The organism is Pantoea sp. X-Soil-YNGN-844, assembly GCF_059730595.1.
Genome location: NZ_AP036007.1, coordinates 2,215,511 through 2,232,761 on the forward strand (window position 1 = coordinate 2,215,511; position 17,251 = coordinate 2,232,761).

Genomic DNA, 17,251 nt, shown 5'->3' on the forward strand with positions numbered 1-17,251 from the left:
TGCAAAATCTGCACCACAATGACAATGCGCCGTTACGGTAACGTCGCATCCATTTTGTGACAGGGAGAGAAAGCAATGAAATTCGTTAAACTGCTGACAGGTGCTGTACTGGCGGGCGTGGTTGCGCTGACACTGAGCGCCTGTGCGCCAACCGCAACCAAAGAGGGAACCGGTGGCTATATTGATGACACTGTGGTGACTACTAAAGTTAAAGGTGAACTGCTGAAAGATGACTCGCTGAAATCGACTGAAATCAACGTAGAAACCTTTAAAGGTAAAGTTCAGCTGAGCGGTTTTGTTTCATCACCACAGATGGCGAATCGTGCCGTTCAGGTTACGCGCAGCGTGCCGGGCGTGAAATCAGTCGTCAACAATATGCAGATCAAATAACGTCTTAACAGACAAAAAAGGCCGCTGATTCAGCGGCCTTTTTCTCATCAGAACCGGTAACCCGCCCCGAAGAAGAAGACCCACGGGTCGATACGCATATTGATGTTCTGCTGCTCGCCAGCAGCTTTAAACTTCACTTCCGTATCAATATCCATGTACCACACCGACGCATTCAGCATCCAGTCGCGGTTAATCTGGTAATCCAGACCGACCTGGCCCGCCACACCCCATGAATCCTTGACGCTGAGATCGGTCAGGCCTGCATCACGACCGGTCTGGTTGAAATCGGCATCATAAAAGGTGGTGTAGTTGATCCCCACGCCAACGTAAGGGCGCGCTTTGCTTTTACTGTCGAAGAAGTAGTACTGCGCCATCAGCGTCGGCGGTAACTGGCGTACGGTAGCCAGCGTACCGGTCGGGCCAAGACCCACTTTGTGACGGAAAGGCGTGGCGGCCAGTAACTCAACACCAATGTTGTCTGTTGCCATGTACGTGAAGGTCAGGCCCAGCTGCGTGTCGTTAGTGGCGCTGAACTCGCCCATGCCTAACACATTATCAGAACCCTCGGTGGGCCTGACGGTGGCGCTGCCGGCACGCATAAAGAAGTCGCCTGCTTCGTGGGCCATCGCCAGTTGAGGCAGAGCCAGGGCCAGCAGTATCGCGCATTTTGCCAGTTTCATTATCACTCCTTTGCTTAATGTTAATGTCGCGAACGGAATCGCTTTTTTTGCTGGCAATTATTTAACGTGATTTACAGAAAATTGCACTCAGTAGCCCTGAGATAAATTACTTAAAAAACAATGAATTGATTTAGATCAATTTCGGCGCTGTCAGCAGCACGCAAATACCGCTTGCCGAATAATTTTGCCAGCTCTATGTTGCTTATCTTCATTGTTGATTTTGGTTCGATGCCCTGGGAGGGGCGGGTGATCAAATGAGTGAACTCTCTAACCCTTGTGTCAGCTGTGGCGCCTGCTGCGCCCATTTCCGCGTCTCATTTTACTGGGCTGAAGCCGACGATGCGGGCGGTCTGGTGCCCACTGAATTAACTGAGCCGTTAAGCCTGTTAATGCGCAACATGCGTGGTACGAACGATCGTGCGCCCCGCTGCGTCGCCCTGCAGGGCGACATTGGCGGCTGCGTCTCCTGCGGCATTTATGAACAACGTCCGACGCCCTGTCGGGAGTTTTCAATGTCGGGTGAAAACGGTATCCATAATGAAGCCTGCGATCGCGCCCGTGCGCGTTACGGTCTTCCTCCCCTTTTTGCGCCCTCTTTACCTCATATTACAGAAAGTTATGCCCTGCCGGGTGCCGCGGAGCTGCCAGAACATGTACAATCGCCGGGTTAATTAACCCGGTTCCTCCAAGGAGTGTACATGTCTATCACGGCAAGCTCGTTATACCGTGACACAGGAAATTTCGCGCGCCATCAACTGGCTACGGTGCTGTTGATGTCGCTGCTGGCCGCGTTTGTCACCGTCATGCTGGTGCATGTGCTGACACCTGGTGCCGATCAAATGGCCATCCTGCAGCAGAGCGATGACAGCGCCAGTTCGTTGTTTGAGATAGTGCAGAATATGTCACCGGAACAGCAACAGGTGCTGCTACGCGCCTCGGCGGCCAGCACCTTTGCCGCGCTGATGGGGAATACGCTGCTGCTTGGCGGTATGCTCTATCTGATTCCGATGGTCTCATCCGGCCAGCGTGTCAGTGCGTTGCGGGCCATTGGCGCGTCAGCACCGCTGCTGCCAAAGCTGCTGCTGCTCACCTTCCTGATGACGCTGGTCGCGCAGCTAGGCTTTATGGTGCTGGTGGTGCCAGGCATTCTGCTGACGATCCTGCTGTCTCTGGCGCCAGTAATGGTGGCCAGTGAGAAGATGGGTGTCTTTGCTGCCATGCGCGCCAGCATGCGGATGGCGTGGAAGAATGTCAGGCTGATCGCCCCGGCAATTCTGCTCTGGCTGCTGGCTAAAGTCATTGTGATGCTCTTCTTCTCATCGCTGACGGTATTACCCCTCAATGTCTCGTCGGTGATTTTTACCGCGGCAGGCAATGTGGTTTCAGCCATGTTGATTATCTATCTCTATCGGCTCTATATGCTGTTACGTTGATTGACGGTGTGCCTTCGGGCACATTCGCAGGCAACTCTGAATGGAAAAACTATGAAGCAGCTACTCGACTTTCTTCCCCTGGTGGTCTTTTTCATCTTTTACAAGCTGTATGACATTTTTGTCGCCTCGGGCGCACTGATTGTGGCCACCGGCCTGGCCCTGGTCGTCAGCTGGGTGCTCTATCGCAAGCTTGAAAAGATGACGATTTTCACCTTTGTGCTGGTGGCCGTCTTTGGCACCCTGACGCTGGTGTTCCACAACGATGAGTTCATTAAGTGGAAAGTCACAGTGATCTACACCCTGTTTGCCGCCGCCCTGCTTTACAGCCAGTGGTTTATGCAACAGACGCTGATTCAGCGCATGCTGGGTAAAGAGCTGCAGTTGCCTGACGCGGTCTGGCGTCGGCTGAACGTCGCCTGGGCGCTGTTCTTTCTGATCTGCGGCCTGGTGAACATCTATGTCGCCTTTTGGTTATCTCAGGCGTTTTGGGTTAACTTTAAAGTGTTCGGTCTCTCCGGTCTGACCTTACTGTTTACCCTGCTTAGCGGACTTTATATCTGGCGTCAGATGCCGCAGCAGGAACAAAAATAATCATCTGCCCGGTTCGCCGGGCATTTTTTTAGCATTCATCTGCATAAGAAGTGGAAGCAATGAGCGAAAAACATAAATTGCCGCAAGGCGAAATGGTGCTGCGTACGCTCGCCATGCCGGCAGATACCAACGCCAATGGCGATATTTTTGGCGGCTGGTTGATGTCACAGATGGATATGGGCGGCGCAATCCTGGCGAAAGAGATCGCTGAAGGGCGTGTTGTTACCGTGCGCGTCGACGGCATGTCATTTATGAAGCCTGTCGCGGTGGGTGACGTGGTGAGCTGTCATGCGAGCTGTCTCCGGACCGGCAACAGTTCGATGACGATTAACGTGGAAGTGTGGATCAAAAAAGTGTCGTCTGAGCCAATTGGACAGACCTACTGTGCAACAGAAGCGGTCTTTATCTATGTGGCAGTCGATAGTGAAGGCAATTCACGTCCTCTGCCCGCCGGTCGTGCTAATCAGCAGCCCGGCAAGTAAGTTTCGGGTCAGGCTTAAGCCTGACCCGGTGCCTTATTCAATACTGGCACCACCATTAATTTTAAACACAATGTTCATTGTCAGCCCTTGTCCCGGCCGTCCGCTCTGGTAGCGCCACTTTTTCATCGCCTGCTTAACGTCCCGCTCAAACATATTGCGCGGTTCAGCAGAGAGAATCTGGATGTTATCCACCCGTCCGTCGCTGTCCACATCAAACTTCACCCTTACACGCCCTTCTACCCGCAATGCAAAAGCACGTTGAGGATAACCAGGCTTACTCACGCTTAGTGCCTTAGGACCGTTTGATGCCGACGCGGTGGGAGCTGGCGTCGCTTTTGGCGCCGTCGCCGGTTTGCTTTGCGTCGCTGGTGCTTCCTGCTTAAACGGGCTGGCCTGAGGCTTACTCTCATGACGCGGTTTCACCTCGCGTTTTGGCTGCTCCCGTTTGTGTTCCGGCTTTGGTTTAGGTTTAGGCTTCGGCTCAGGTTTCGGAATGGGTACCGGCTCCGCTTTTGGCGGTTCCGGCACGGGCTGCGGTTCCGGCTCAGGCTGCGGTTCAGGTTGTGGCGCAGGCGGCTCTGCGATAGCCGGTGCAGGCTCGGGCTGAACTTCAGGCGCGACCATAGTAACGCTGATGGGCTGCGATGCTTTGGGTACCTCAATCACCTGCTGGAATGAAGCATAAAGAATTCCGGCAATCACGACTCCATGCAGAGCAACAGACAACAACATAGAGACAGGCGTGCGTTTAGGTAATGGCATAGTCAGCGTGGTCATAACAGTCGCAGTGATTGAATAGAACAGCGATTTTAAATGCAAATAGCAATCAGTTTCAATAACTCCCGCCATCCGGCCTGCAGAAAAGCGCTTTTTAGCCCTTTATGCTGAGCCATTAACCGCCCACAGGTTTCGTTTGCACTCTAATCGTCAATCCCTTAACGTGTTGCAAAATTCTGATAACCAGGAGTTCCTTAGTGCTTTACGTCATTTATGCAGAAGATACTGCAGAGTCACTGGAAAAACGTAACGCCGTGCGCCCTGCCCACCTGGCGCGACTCAAACTGTTGCAGGAAGAGGGACGTCTGATCATCGCAGGCCCGATGCCTGCTGTGGATAGCAACGATCCTGGCGTAGCGGGCTTCACCGGCTCAACCGTTATTGCTGAGTTCCCATCATTAGAAGCCGCGCAGTCCTGGGCCCAGGATGATCCTTACTTTGCGGCGGGCGTCTACAAACAGGTCTCGGTTAAACCGTTTAAACGCGTCTTCTGATAACGTATCTGCAGTCAGAATGGCTTCTGTGCCTGGCACAGAAGCCATTTTTGTTTTGAATATTCAGAGAGGGAAGATGCAGATAATCATTCTGGGGCTGCTGGCAATTATCGCTTTATTGATTGGCGGTGCACTACACCTCTGGCGAACAAAGGGCTGGCGTAATAAAAAACAGTGGATTGTGATGCTGATCGTGCTGGCGGCAGCACTTCAGTTGGTGAATGTAACGCTTATGATGACGTCACAACGTCTTTCGGGTTAATTATTCATACAGCTTATTAACGTAAATACCCTCTGCGAAACAAGGCTTTCGCATTGCATTACGCCTCTGCCCATACGGCTGAACGCGACGATCGCTGTATAACCGTTAAGCGCTTATTCATGACTAAGCGGGCCTGTCTTCTCAGTTAACCCGCTTTAATTTCCCGTCACTCACTGGCATAGTTGCGTTGAATTAACCCCTGTCCAGAATCAGACCGATCAGCGCATGATAGTGCTGCTCTTCTTCCGGGCCGGTGACATGCTGTAAACGGCTGATGAGTTTTGAGCAAATCGCTTTACGATTCAGGCTACGGCCAGAGGCGATAATCTCCGTCACGACAGAACCCAGAATGACCTGCTGGGAAGGCTGCGCAGCACTGTGTAAATAAGTGGAGATGTCAGATACTGAAGCGGGAATACGAACGTTAGTTTGCATGGTTGGCCCTCATAGGATTCATTAAAAGTTAGTAAACGATACGGTAAAGTTATACAACAACCCCTTAATTGTACAGGTATTTAACTCAAAATTTCGTCCTGCCTGCTGATTAAATGAATAAATCGTTACAGAACATTGGCTTGAAAAAATGTAAAGTTGTACAGGTTTAACGTCAACGGCTGTACACCCCTTAAATTACACCCTGAGATGGCCTGTTTAGCTTTAAAAAATGATCTCTGTGTCATTTTTTTAGCCGTCGGGAGGAATTATCTGAGAGAGCTGTCTACATTTAGCTTTTGTGAGTTAAACCTTTGAATGGAAGCACAGCGGAATCGCGGGCAATTATGAATAAAACCTATCCCGGCCAGGCACTTACTCTTCTCGACCCACTGTTATCCCGAATTGTGGCGATTATTGATCCGAAAATCGAAGTCATGAGTGGTTATCCTGCAAACTGCTCTGCGTGGCTGACCCTCTATTACCAGCGTAAATCGGGAAAGTGGTCTTACGAATGGTACGATCGGACGGGATATCGCAGACCGACGGCGCTGGGCAGCACGATGGAGTGCCTCATGCGCGAAGTCAGTGACCGGGGTGCGTCGCGTCAGGAGCATGCTATGGCGCGACGAGTCATGGCAGAATCGGGATTTTTTGAAGCCTGAGCAGGGCTGATCCCGATATAACCTAAACTAACTGCGTAATAAACAGGATCGAGCGACGTTGCTGCTGTGCCAGTTGATGGCGAATGCAATGGATACGCTTGTAACGCCGCGACTGCCCTTCCAGCCAGCGAGAGCGGCGGCGATGCACCTGACGTAACATTCTCCAGCGCGCCACTTCATTTCTGCTTCGTTTCATCACTTCCTCTCTGACTTCATACGTGCAAGACCTGTGCGAGGGCATTATAGAGATCTCCGCCGTAATGCCAAATCAGATCTCTCATCGAGACTGTCCGGGATAAAGGGTTTCGTTAGTGGTGATCTGCACGTAAACTTGCCAGACGAAAGCGCGAACGGGATGTCCACTTTATGACCACTTTTTATACCCTGATCAGCTGGTTGCTGGTATTTGGTTACTGGCTGCTGATCGCCGGGGTTACGCTGCGCGTGTTAATGAAGCGCCGGGCCGTAACCTCGGCGATGGCATGGCTGCTGGTAATCTATATTCTGCCGCTGGTGGGTATTATCGCTTATCTCTCGTTTGGCGAACTGCATCTGGGCAAACGTCGCGCGGAGCGCGCCCGCACCATGTGGCCGTCGACCGCCCGCTGGCTCAACGACCTGAAACAGTGCCGTGAAATTTTTGCAACCGAGCACAGCGACGTTGCCCGTTCACTGTTTGAGCTCTGCTACCATCGTCAGGGCATTGCCGGGGTCAAGGGCAACCAGCTCCAGCTGCTCACCAGCGCGGACGACGTCATGCAGGCGCTGATTCGTGATATCCAGCTGGCCCGTCATAATATTGAGATGGTGTTTTACATCTGGCATCCCGGCGGACTGGCGGATGAGGTCGCAGAATCGCTGATGGCCGCATCACGCCGTGGCGTTCATTGCCGACTGCTGCTCGACTCCGCAGGCAGCGTCAACTTTTTCCGCAGCCCGTGGGTCGGCATGATGCGCAACGCCGGTATCGATGTCGTGGAAGCCTTACAGGTCAGCCTGCTGCGCGTGTTCCTGCGACGGATGGATTTGCGTCAGCATCGCAAAATCGTTCTGATTGATAATTACATCGCCTATACCGGCAGCATGAACCTGGTGGATCCGCGCTTCTTTAAACAGAGCGCGGGTGTGGGTCAGTGGATTGACCTGATGGCGCGTATGGAAGGCCCGGTCGCGACTGCGATGGGCATTGTGTTCAGCTGTGACTGGGAGATTGAGACCGGCAAACGTATTCTGCCACCACCGCCCGATCGCAACATCATGCCGTTTGAGCAGGAAAGCGGCCACACCGTGCAGGTGATCGCCTCCGGTCCTGGCTTCCCGGAGGATATGATCCATCAGGCACTGCTGACCGCGGTTTATTCCGCGCGTGAACAGCTGATAATGACCACACCCTACTTAGTGCCGAGCGACGATCTGCTGCATGCTATCTGCACGGCCGCACAGCGTGGCGTCAGTGTTAGCGTGATTGTGCCGCGTCACAATGACTCGCTGCTGGTCGGCTGGGCCAGCCGCTCCTTCTTCAGCGAACTGCTGGAAGCGGGCGTGAAGATCTATCAGTTTGAAGATGGGCTGTTGCACACTAAAAGCGTGCTGGTCGACGGACAGCTGAGTCTGGTGGGAACCGTCAATCTCGATATGCGCAGTTTATGGCTGAATTTTGAAGTAACGCTGGTGGTGGATGATGCCGGATTTGGCAGCGATCTCGCCTGTGTGCAGGATGACTATATCGCCCGCTCACGCCTGCTGGATGGCAAGCGCTGGGCAAAACGTGCGTGGTGGCAGCGCATCGTCGAACGACTGTTTTACTTCTTCAGCCCTTTACTGTAAAACGAGCCAGATTGTGTAAATGGCCGCAGACCGACAGGACAGACTATGGATTTGAATAATCGCCTTACCGAAGATGAAACGCTGGAACAGGCCTACGATATTTTTCTCGAACTGGCCGTCGACAATCTCGACCCGGCAGACGTCATTCTCTTCAATCTGCAGTTCGAAGAACGCGGTGGCGCAGAGCTGTTTGATCCCTCTGAAGACTGGAAAGATCATGTCGATTTCGATCTGAACCCGGACTTTTTCGCCGAGGTGGTCATCGGGCTGGGTGAAGCGGATGGTGAGCCGATCACTGATGTTTTTGCCCGCGTGCTGCTGTGCCGCGAGAAAGATCATAAGCTCTGTCATATCCTGTGGCGCGAGTAAGCATCAGATAAGAAAACGCCGGGCACTTGCCCGGCGTTTTGCTTTAGAGCGGATCGACCTTCAGACAGGAGACCGCATGGTGGAAACTACCTTCCAGCAGCGGCCGGGTTTTCGCACATTCCGGGCCGGCGATTGGACAACGAGTGCGGAACACGCAGCCTGACGGCGGATTAATCGGCGACGGCAACTCCCCTTCCAGCAGCTGAATCTGCTTGTTCTTTTCCAGATCGGGATCGGGAATCGGCACGGCAGACATCAGCGCACGGGTGTAAGGATGCTGCGGATTGCTGTAGACCTCGCTGTAGGTGCCCAGCTCCACCGCATGCCCCAGATACATCACCAGTACCCGGTCAGAGATATGCTTCACTACGGCCAGATCGTGGGCAATAAAGATGAGCGACAACCCCATCTCACGCTGTAACTGCTGCAGCAGATTCACCACCTGCGCCTGAATCGAAACATCCAGCGCCGAGACCGGTTCATCGCAGATGATCAGCTTCGGCTCAAGAATCAGCGCACGGGCGATACCGATACGCTGACACTGACCGCCCGAAAACTCATGCGGGTAGCGGTTAATCAGGTTAGGCAGCAGCCCCACTTTCATCATCATATTTTTGACGCGGTCTTTCACTTCCTGCCGCGCCATTTTCGGATGGTAGGTGCGCAGTGGCTCGGCGATGATATCGCCGATGGTCATACGCGGGTTCAGCGATGCCAGCGGGTCCTGGAATATCATCTGGATATCGCTGCGCGCTTTGCGCCACTCCTCTTCACTCTGGCCGAGCAGATCGCGGCCTAACCAGGCCACCCGACCTTCTGTCGCTTTAACCAGCCCGATAATGGCGCGCGCCAGGGTCGATTTACCGCAGCCAGACTCGCCTACCACGCCCAGCGTTTCTCCCTCATAAAGGCGCAGGCTGACGCCATCCACCGCCTTCAGGGTTTTTGACGGTTGCCAGAACCACTGCCTGCCATCTTTGATGTCGAAATGGACTTTGAGGTCGGCGATTTCCAGTAACACTCTTTTTTCAGCTACGGTGCTCATACTAACTCCTCCACCGGCTTAAAGCAGGCACGCAGACGGCCATCGCCAAACGGCTCCAGCGGCGGAGCCTGGGTGCAGATGTCCATGGCGTGCGAACAACGCGGCTGGAACGGACAGCCCTGCGGCAGACGCAGCAGATTGGGTGGATTGCCCGGAATGGTGGTCAGGCTCTCGCCCTCCGCATCCAGGCGCGGCACTGCATTCAGCAGACCGATTGAGTAAGGGTGTGCAGGCTGATAAAAGACATCGCGGGCGCGGCCATACTCCATGGTACGTCCGGCATACATCACCAGCACCTTGTCGCAGATCCCGGCTACCACGCCAAGATCGTGGGTGATCATGATAATGGCGGTGTTGAATTCACGCTTCAGATCGTTGAGCAGCGTCATGATCTGCGCCTGCACCGTCACATCCAGCGCCGTAGTGGGCTCGTCGGCTATCAGCAGTTTTGGCCGGCACAGCAGTGCCATCGCGATCATCACGCGCTGACGCATCCCGCCAGAGAACTCATGCGGATACATCTTCATGCGTTTGCGCGCTTCCGGCATTTTTACCGCGTCCAGCATTCTCACTGACTCTTCAAACGCCTGTGCGCTGTTCATTCCTTTGTGCAGCTTAAGCACTTCCATCAACTGCTCGCCCACCCGCATATAGGGGTTCAGCGACGTCATCGGGTCTTGGAAGATCATTGCAATCTGTTCGGCGCGCAGTTTATTGAGCTGGTTCTCAGGCAGGTTCAGGATCTCTTTGCCGTTGAACATCGCCGAGCCGCCGATGCGGCCATTTTTTGCCAGCAACCCCATCAGGGCAAAGGCCGTCTGTGATTTGCCGGAACCGGACTCGCCGACAATCCCCAGCGTCTCACCGGCACGCAGCGAGAAGTTCAGGTCGTTGACGGCGGTCACATCCCCATCGTGCGTGCCAAAGGTCACGCGTAAATCTTTGACCGTAAGTAGCTGTTCGCTTCCCGCGCGGGCCGCCATCGCTGGCTGAAATTCATGAATAGTCATCGGGAAACTCCTTAACGATCTTTCGGGTCGAGGGCATCACGCAGGCCATCGCCGATAAAGTTGAAACAGAACAGCGTCACCACCAGGAAGCCCGCCGGATAGAGCAGCAGCCACGGCGACACTTCCATCGAGTTGGCGCCGTCGCTGAGCAGTGCGCCCCAGCTGCTTAACGGTTCCTGCGTACCCAGACCCAGGAAGCTCAGGAAGGATTCAAACAGGATCATGCTTGGCACCAGCAGCGAGGCGTAAACCACCACTACCCCCAGCACGTTAGGCACGATATGGCGCACCACGATTTTCCAGGTTGATACCCCACCGACATGGGCCGCTTCGATAAACTCTTTACGCTTCAGGCTCAGCGTCTGGCCGCGCACAATACGCGCCATATCCAGCCACGAAACCATGCCGATAGCGGCAAAAATCAGCAGGATGTTGCGACCAAAGAAGGTCACCAGCAGGATGACGAAGAACATAAACGGGAAGGAGTTAAGGATTTCCAGAATACGCATCATCACCGAGTCCGTTTTGCCACCAAGATAGCCAGCAATCGAACCATAAAGCGTGCCCACGATCACCGCGATCAGCGCAGAGGCCACACCCACCATCAGGGAAATGCGGCCACCAATCGCCACGCGCACCAGCAGGTCGCGACCCGATGAGTCAGTGCCGAACCAGTGGCCGGAAGTGGTATCCGGCGGCGAGGACATCATGGCCCAGTCGGTATCGTCGTAGGTGAACTGCGCCAGCATCGGCGCAAAAATAACGAACAGGGTAATCACTAACAGCACCAGCAGGCTGATTAAGGCCGCCCGGTTATGGATAAAACGACGACGCGCGTCCTGCCAGAGACTGCGCCCTTCTACTTCCAGCTTCTCACTGAACGCATCAAGAGCTTCGCTGTTTTTCTTACTTAACATCATGGCGAACTCCGCAATCAGTAACGAATTTTTGGATCGATAACGGCATAGAGCACGTCAACAATCGCGTTGAAGATAATGGTCAGCAAACCGACCAGAATGGTCAGGCTCATTACCAGTGAGTAGTCACGGTTCAGCGCACCGTTCACAAACAGCTGACCGATACCCGGCAGACCGTAGATCGACTCAATGACCATCGAACCGGTAATAATGCCGACAAACGCCGGTCCCATATAGGAGATCACCGGCAGCAGCGCGGGCTTCAGCGCATGACGCAGCACAATGCGGCGCAGCGGCAGGCCTTTGGCGCGCGCGGTACGGATAAAGTTAGAGTGCATGACTTCAATCATCGACCCGCGGGTAATACGCGCGATACTGGCGATATACGCCAGCGACAGCGCCACCATCGGTAGTAGCATGTAGTTCCACTGCCCGCCATTCCAGCCGCCGCCCGGTAGCCATTTCAGGCTGATGGCGAACAGCAGGACCAGCAGCGGCGCGACCACGAAACTGGGTATGACCACGCCGGTCATTGCTACCCCCATCACCGCGAAGTCCCACAACGTATTTTGTTTGAGCGCCGCGATAACGCCGGCGGTCACGCCCAGCACTATCGCCAGCAGGAACGCGGCCAGACCGAGTTTGGCAGAAACCGGGAACGCATGTGCGACCAGATAGTTGACCGAATAGTCTTTGTATTTAAACGATGGGCCGAAATCGCCGTGCGCCAGCTGCACAAGGTAATCGACATACTGCTTACCAATGGGATCGTTGAGGTGATACTTCGCCTCAATGTTGGCCATGACTTCGGGTGCCAGCGTACGCTCGCCGGTAAAAGGACTACCGGGGGCCAGACGCATCATAAAGAAGGAGATGGTAATCAGGACGAACAGCGTCGGTAGCGCTTCAAGCAAGCGACGCAGGATGAATTTTAACATTGCCGTACCTACCAGGCTGTTGCTTCACAACATATAAAAAATTAAAAAAGGCGGCGCCAGACGCGCCGCCACTGCTGATAGCCTGAATGCTATTAGTGTTTAATGATGTAGAAGTCTTTAGACAGCGTTTTATCCAGGGGGTCTTTACCGGTGTAACCGCCGACATAAGGTTTCACCAGACGCGTATTTACGTAGTAATAAACCGGTACGATCGTGCTGTCTTTATCCAGAATCTGTTCAGCTTTCTGATAGTCCACTGCGCGGGCTTTCGCATCCGGGGCTTTGATCGCGTCACGTACTACTTTGTCAAACTCATCGCTCTTGTAGTGCGATGTGTTACTGCTGCTGTTGGACACCATGGTGTTCAGGAATGAAGTCGGTTCGTTGTAGTCCGCACACCAGGCCGCACGCGACACATCGTAATTACCCTGATGACGGGTATCCAGGAAGGTTTTCCACTCCTGGTTTTCCAGCTTGATATTCACGCCAATATTTTTCTTCCAGATCGACGAGGCGGCAATCGCCAGCTTCTTGTGCAGATCGGAGGTGTTATACAGCAGGTTAAAGGTCAGCGGTTTGTCGGCGGTGTAGCCCGCTTCAGCCAGCAGCTTCTTCGCTTCGGCGTTACGTTTGTCCTGTGACCATGTGAACCAGTCTGGCGGCAGAATGTCCATGCCGTCTGTAGATGGCGGCGTGTAGCTGTAAGCCGGTTTCTGACCCTGCGCCAGGACTTTATTCACCATGATGTCACGATCCAGACCCAGCTTCAGGGCCGCGCGCACGCGAGGATCGGTGAATGGCGCTTTCTGGTTGTTGATTTCGTAGTAGTAGGTGCAGAGGTAAGGATCGACGTGCAGCTCTTTACCATTGTCACGCTGCAGTTTTTTAAACAGCTCAATTGGCAGATTGTTGTAGGTCATGTCACTGCCGTTCTCAGAGAAGTAACGGTTAACGTCACTGACTTCTGAACTGATTGGCAGGTAGGTAACTTTGTTCAGCACGGTGTGTTCGTTGTCCCAGTAGTTCGGGTTACGTACCAGGGTGATGCGCTCGTTAATCACGTGTGCGTCCAGTTTAAAGGCACCGTTGCCGACCCAGTTCTGTGGCTGGGTCCACTGCTCGCCAAACTTCTCAATTGCCGGTTTGTAAACCGGTGACATGACGGAGTTAATCAGCAGCTTATCAAAATAGGGAACCGGCTCGCTCAGGGTGACTTCCAGCGTGTGGTCATCAATGGCTTTTACGCCCAGATCGGTAACCGGTTTTTTCCCGGCGATGATGTCATCGACGTTCAGAATATGACCATACTGCGGATAGCTGGCGTACGGTGAAGCCGTTTTAGGATCGACCAGACGCTCCCAGCTGTAGACGAAGTCCTGCGCGGTAACCGGCTCGCCATTGGACCATTTGGCATTTTTACGTAAGTGGAACGTCCACACTTTAAAATCTTTGTTTTCGTAACTTTCCGCTACGCCCGGAATCGGTTTACCGTTGCTGTCATTGACCAGCAGACCTTCGTAAAGGTCGCGCGCCACGTTGTCTTCCGGCACGCCTTCAATTTTGTGCGGATCGAGCGACTGGACTTCATCGCCATTGCCGCGAACCAGTTCTTGTTTTGCAGCCAGTTCGACGCCAGCAGGCACGGTTGCTGCGAAAGCTGCATTCCCTGCCAGGGCACTCACTGCGGCGAAAACGCCCGCTGCAATCAGGCTTTTTTTCGTGATGTTGTTCATTATTACACTCCAGTTTTATTATCGTCACCGTGGCGATGCTCTGCCCCGGCGTCCCCCGTCTCCGGGCTCCCTGGCCTGTTCCCAGGGAGATTGACCCCAAAATGGTCTGTACGCTGATGCGTGTCCCGACTGTCTCGCCGAAGCGGCGATCAGATCAGTGTTGTTTGATGAAATAGTACTTCAGGTCTGTCATGTCCTGCGGGTCTTTGCCCGTAAAGCCGCCAACCCAGGGCTTTACCAGGCGCACACTTACGCGGTAGTAAACTGGCACAATTGGTGAGTCTTTGTCGAGTTGTGTTTCAGCCTGCTGATACAGGTCGGCGCGCTGCGCCTTGCTGCCCGCCGTCAGCGTTTCCGCCATTAAGCGATCAAAGGTCGCGCTGCTGTAAAATGCGGTGTTGATCGAGGCGTTACTGATCAGCATGTTCAGGAAGGTGGAAGGCTCGTTGTAATCGGCACACCAGGTGGCGCGAACCACGTCATACTGGGCCTGATGACGGGTCTCCAGCATGGTTTTCCACTCCTGATTCTGCAGCGTCACCTTCGCGCCCAGGTTTTTCTGCCACATCGATGCAGCCGCAATCGCCTGGCGTTTGTTCTGATCAGAAGTGTTATAGAGCAGCGTAAAGGTCAGCGGATGGCTGGCATCAAAGCCCGCCTCTGCCAGCAGTTTTTTCGCCGCCTCATTACGCTGCGCCTGTGTCCAGGTGAACCATTCAGGCGGGGATAGCTTAATACCCGCCGTAAAGGGTGGCGTGAGGCTATAGGCCGGAATCTGCCCCTGAGCCATGATCTTCCTGGCTATTACCTCGCGGTCGAGGGTCATTTTCAGCGCGGCGCGCACCCGGGCATCGGTGAACGGCGCTTTTTTGTTGTTAATTTCGTAGTAGAAGGTGCAGAGCAGCGGGCTGACCTTTACTTCATCGCCCAGCTCTTTGCGCAGCTTGCCAAACATCTCCGGCGGCACCGCACTATTGGTTATATCCGTGCCGCCACTGCGATAGCGATTGATATCACTATTTTCAGAGGCGATCGGCAGGAATGTTCCCTGCTCAATCACCGTATGCGCATTATCCCAGTAATAGGGATTACGCTTCACGACGATTTTTTCATTCACCACCCAGTCGCTCAGCGTATAGGCGCCGTTACCGATGTAGTGATCGGGACGGGTCCAGGCGTCGCCCCACTGCTTAATGGCGGGCGCATAAACCGGCTTCATCGCCGTATGCGCTAACATCGCCACCAGGTAAGGCACCGGTTCACTCAGCGTAATCTGCAGGCGATGGGCATCCAGCGCTTTCACGCCCAGCTGGTCGGGTGATGCTTTACCGGCAAGGATGGCATCAATACTGGCAAAATGAGCGGCCTGCGGATAACTGGAGTAAGGCGACGCCGTTTTCGGGTCTACCAGACGACGCCAGCTATAGACGAAATCAGCGGCGGTTACCGGTTCACCATTGCTCCACTTCGCATCGTCCCGCAGAGTAAAAATCCAGACTGTGGGTTGGGGATTTTCCCAGCTTTTGGCGACGCCCGGCACAACATGACCGAAGTTATCGGTATTTACCAGGCCATCCAGCAGGTTATGAATAACATTGGATTCCGGCACGCCTTCGGTTTTATGCGGATCCAGTGAGGAGACTTCGCTTCCGTTATTGATCACTATTTGCTGCTGCGCTGCCAGAACCGTTCCAGGCGGAACCGTGGCGGCGTAAGCCGGAGAAAAGGGCGTGAACAAAAAGAGTGCGATTGCTGACCGCTGTTGTTGCAAGTTTTTCATCCCAATCATGCGAAACGCCAACCTTTAATTAAGTATCCCGATAGGCTTAAGCAAAAAGCGTTCTCACTTTGGGCTTTCGGAGAAAAAAATTCACGTTGGGCCAAAAATTATCAGAAGCCGTGAAGGGCCGCCAAAGCAAAATAGCGAAAATGTTAACTAATTCTCTTTTATCATGAGATGTCAGGCAGCGGAAGTGTTAATTTTCGTCCTGAAAATATCATATCGATATGAAAAATAGACGATTTAGCGGGAAAGCCCTTTTCATAGCTGAATGCAGCCACAAATTGCGCTTGTTTTGGCATTTGTATTGATAAAAACGGCAATGACGTGATGAAATTCAGACTGAGCACTGAAGCATGGGGATTTATCGGGTTGAGTGGAGATCAGATAGCAGATTGTCGTGTGAAAATAGTGACATTATTTTGCAAAAAAAAGTCTGTGAGCAAACCCACAGTAACGGAATTTATAATCCTCTTTTTTTATTAAGCAGGATGAATAACTGCATTCTTATGGTGCAATAAAACGCTTTACTGCACCGCTTCAGGTCACCAATTCGCTTCGCTGCATGAAATAAGTGAGTTTCTAGTTCAGTAAGCCGGGGAAAATCGACTTCATACCGGTTACGACAAATTCAATGCCCAGCGCCATCAGTAACAGCCCCATAATTCGGGTAATAACGTTAATACCGGTTTGCCCAAGAATGCGCACCATTAATGGCGCAGCCCGGAACAACAGCCAGCAGCAGAACGCAAAGATGGCAATCGCCAGCGTGAATCCCAGCAGATTTATCCAGCTGTGGTAGCGGGTACTCCAGACAATGGTCGAGCTGATGGCCCCTGGTCCTGCCATCAGTGGTAATGCCAGCGGCACAACACCCACGCTTTCACGAATCGCGGTTTCTGACTTCTCCTGTTTATTCTGCTTATCCTCGCCCAGCTTGCCGCTGATCATCGACATCGCAATGGTGACAACCAGAATGCCGCCCGCAATGCGGAACGAGTCAATCGAAATGCCAAACACACGCAAAATCGCATCGCCGAGGAAAAGTGACGTCCAGAGAATAATGGCAACGGCCAGATTAGCTGTAAGGTTGGTTTTGTTACGCTCAACTACCCCCTGATAACGCGTCATGCTGATGAACACCGGAATAATGCCTACCGGATTGACCAGCGCAAAGAGCCCGACAAAAAATTTTATATAGCCTGATAGATCTAACAGCGCTGGATTCACGACTCTACTCCGTACTACAGGGGGTAAACGCGCCTAATGTATGTGAAAACGTGCAGAGACGCCAGATGTGCACATGGGTATTTATCCTGATGAACAGTAAAGCATTTAGCGCTTTCCGCCAGAAATTAAAAAGTGGCTGGATTTAGCCACTACCAGGAGGGCTGAGCACAGGAGCACGCTAACCTAACAGGAAAGC

21 protein-coding genes are annotated in these 17,251 nt (G+C 53.3%); 10 read left to right on the top strand and 11 right to left on the bottom strand.

Annotated elements, in window-relative coordinates:
* Positions 1-75 precede the first annotated feature (75 nt).
* Positions 76-390: a BON domain-containing protein gene (locus tag AC6I8C_RS10370; RefSeq protein WP_009089937.1), complete on the top strand. Its 315-nt coding sequence runs from the start codon at positions 76-78 to the stop codon at positions 388-390.
* A 47-nt stretch (positions 391-437) separates the two neighbouring features.
* Here the strand turns inward: AC6I8C_RS10370 and ompW are convergent, their stop codons facing one another.
* Positions 438-1,070, bottom strand: coding sequence for an outer membrane protein OmpW (ompW, locus tag AC6I8C_RS10375; RefSeq protein ID WP_395553664.1), 633 nt, complete (start codon positions 1,068-1,070; stop codon positions 438-440).
* 254 nt (positions 1,071-1,324) lie between these two features.
* Here ompW and AC6I8C_RS10380 point away from each other — a divergent pair, with 254 nt between their 5' ends.
* Genes AC6I8C_RS10380 through yciA form a run of 4 tightly spaced genes read left to right on the top strand, consistent with a single transcriptional unit; the run spans position 1,325 to position 3,576 of the window.
* Positions 1,325-1,741 carry a YkgJ family cysteine cluster protein gene (locus AC6I8C_RS10380; RefSeq protein WP_497822418.1) on the top strand — a complete coding sequence of 139 codons (417 nt, stop codon included), beginning with the start codon at positions 1,325-1,327 and terminating at the stop codon, positions 1,739-1,741.
* Positions 1,742-1,768: 27 nt separating this feature from the next.
* Positions 1,769-2,503, top strand: a complete 735-nt coding sequence (locus AC6I8C_RS10385; protein WP_497822419.1) for a YciC family protein — start codon at positions 1,769-1,771, stop codon at positions 2,501-2,503.
* A 51-nt stretch (positions 2,504-2,554) separates the two neighbouring features.
* Positions 2,555-3,094, top strand: a complete 540-nt coding sequence (locus AC6I8C_RS10390) for a septation protein A (RefSeq protein ID WP_013358031.1) — start codon at positions 2,555-2,557, stop codon at positions 3,092-3,094.
* A 59-nt stretch (positions 3,095-3,153) separates the two neighbouring features.
* Positions 3,154-3,576, top strand: a complete 423-nt coding sequence (gene yciA, locus AC6I8C_RS10395) for an acyl-CoA thioester hydrolase YciA (protein WP_497822420.1) — start codon at positions 3,154-3,156, stop codon at positions 3,574-3,576.
* 33 nt (positions 3,577-3,609) lie between these two features.
* Here yciA and tonB read toward each other — a convergent pair whose 3' ends face one another.
* Positions 3,610-4,353 (bottom strand): TonB system transport protein TonB, encoded by a 744-nt coding sequence (tonB, locus tag AC6I8C_RS10400; protein WP_497822421.1) that lies wholly within the window; start codon positions 4,351-4,353, stop codon positions 3,610-3,612.
* Between the two features lie 197 nt (positions 4,354-4,550).
* On the opposite strand from tonB, the gene AC6I8C_RS10405 reads away from it, so the two are divergent.
* Positions 4,551-4,847, top strand: a complete 297-nt coding sequence (locus AC6I8C_RS10405) for a YciI family protein (protein WP_003853909.1) — start codon at positions 4,551-4,553, stop codon at positions 4,845-4,847.
* A 76-nt stretch (positions 4,848-4,923) separates the two neighbouring features.
* Positions 4,924-5,109, top strand: a complete 186-nt coding sequence (locus AC6I8C_RS10410; protein WP_497823334.1) for a hypothetical protein — start codon at positions 4,924-4,926, stop codon at positions 5,107-5,109.
* 192 nt (positions 5,110-5,301) lie between these two features.
* Here the strand turns inward: AC6I8C_RS10410 and ycgZ are convergent, their stop codons facing one another.
* Complete coding sequence (gene ycgZ, locus AC6I8C_RS10415; protein ID WP_497822422.1) at positions 5,302-5,544, bottom strand: regulatory protein YcgZ; 243 nt, start codon at positions 5,542-5,544, stop codon at positions 5,302-5,304.
* 344 nt (positions 5,545-5,888) lie between these two features.
* On the opposite strand from ycgZ, the gene AC6I8C_RS10420 reads away from it, so the two are divergent.
* Entirely contained in the window at positions 5,889-6,206 is a 318-nt protein-coding gene (locus AC6I8C_RS10420) for a hypothetical protein (RefSeq protein WP_497822423.1), read from the top strand.
* A gap of 22 nt (positions 6,207-6,228) precedes the next feature.
* Here the strand turns inward: AC6I8C_RS10420 and AC6I8C_RS10425 are convergent, their stop codons facing one another.
* Positions 6,229-6,402 carry a YciY family protein gene (locus AC6I8C_RS10425; RefSeq protein WP_095707117.1) on the bottom strand — a complete coding sequence of 58 codons (174 nt, stop codon included), beginning with the start codon at positions 6,400-6,402 and terminating at the stop codon, positions 6,229-6,231.
* 170 nt (positions 6,403-6,572) lie between these two features.
* Between AC6I8C_RS10425 and cls the strand changes: the two genes are divergently transcribed.
* Both cls and AC6I8C_RS10435 read left to right on the top strand, forming a co-directional pair.
* The gene (gene cls, locus AC6I8C_RS10430) at positions 6,573-8,033 is read left to right on the top strand and encodes a cardiolipin synthase (RefSeq protein ID WP_013358038.1); all 1,461 of its coding nucleotides are present in this window, start codon (positions 6,573-6,575) and stop codon (positions 8,031-8,033) included.
* Between the two features lie 45 nt (positions 8,034-8,078).
* Entirely contained in the window at positions 8,079-8,402 is a 324-nt protein-coding gene (locus AC6I8C_RS10435; protein WP_003853921.1) for an HI1450 family dsDNA-mimic protein, read from the top strand.
* A 43-nt stretch (positions 8,403-8,445) separates the two neighbouring features.
* Here AC6I8C_RS10435 and oppF read toward each other — a convergent pair whose 3' ends face one another.
* The 7 genes from oppF to AC6I8C_RS10470 all read right to left on the bottom strand — a co-directional run bounded on the left by oppF (position 8,446) and on the right by AC6I8C_RS10470 (position 17,055).
* Positions 8,446-9,447 carry a murein tripeptide/oligopeptide ABC transporter ATP binding protein OppF gene (gene oppF, locus AC6I8C_RS10440; RefSeq protein WP_013358039.1) on the bottom strand — a complete coding sequence of 334 codons (1,002 nt, stop codon included), beginning with the start codon at positions 9,445-9,447 and terminating at the stop codon, positions 8,446-8,448.
* Entirely contained in the window at positions 9,444-10,457 is a 1,014-nt protein-coding gene (locus AC6I8C_RS10445; RefSeq protein WP_013358040.1) for an ABC transporter ATP-binding protein, read from the bottom strand. The genes oppF and AC6I8C_RS10445 overlap by 4 nt, the downstream gene beginning before the upstream one ends.
* A gap of 11 nt (positions 10,458-10,468) precedes the next feature.
* Positions 10,469-11,377 (bottom strand): oligopeptide ABC transporter permease OppC, encoded by a 909-nt coding sequence (gene oppC / locus AC6I8C_RS10450; protein ID WP_279767773.1) that lies wholly within the window; start codon positions 11,375-11,377, stop codon positions 10,469-10,471.
* Between the two features lie 14 nt (positions 11,378-11,391).
* Complete coding sequence (gene oppB, locus AC6I8C_RS10455; RefSeq protein ID WP_061062598.1) at positions 11,392-12,312, bottom strand: oligopeptide ABC transporter permease OppB; 921 nt, start codon at positions 12,310-12,312, stop codon at positions 11,392-11,394.
* A 92-nt stretch (positions 12,313-12,404) separates the two neighbouring features.
* The gene (gene oppA, locus AC6I8C_RS10460; protein WP_497822424.1) at positions 12,405-14,045 is read right to left on the bottom strand and encodes an oligopeptide ABC transporter substrate-binding protein OppA; all 1,641 of its coding nucleotides are present in this window, start codon (positions 14,043-14,045) and stop codon (positions 12,405-12,407) included.
* A 154-nt stretch (positions 14,046-14,199) separates the two neighbouring features.
* Positions 14,200-15,825: an ABC transporter substrate-binding protein gene (locus AC6I8C_RS10465; protein ID WP_497822425.1), complete on the bottom strand. Its 1,626-nt coding sequence runs from the start codon at positions 15,823-15,825 to the stop codon at positions 14,200-14,202.
* A gap of 582 nt (positions 15,826-16,407) precedes the next feature.
* Entirely contained in the window at positions 16,408-17,055 is a 648-nt protein-coding gene (locus AC6I8C_RS10470) for a YchE family NAAT transporter (RefSeq protein ID WP_497822426.1), read from the bottom strand.
* Between the last annotated feature and the right edge of the window lie 196 nt (positions 17,056-17,251).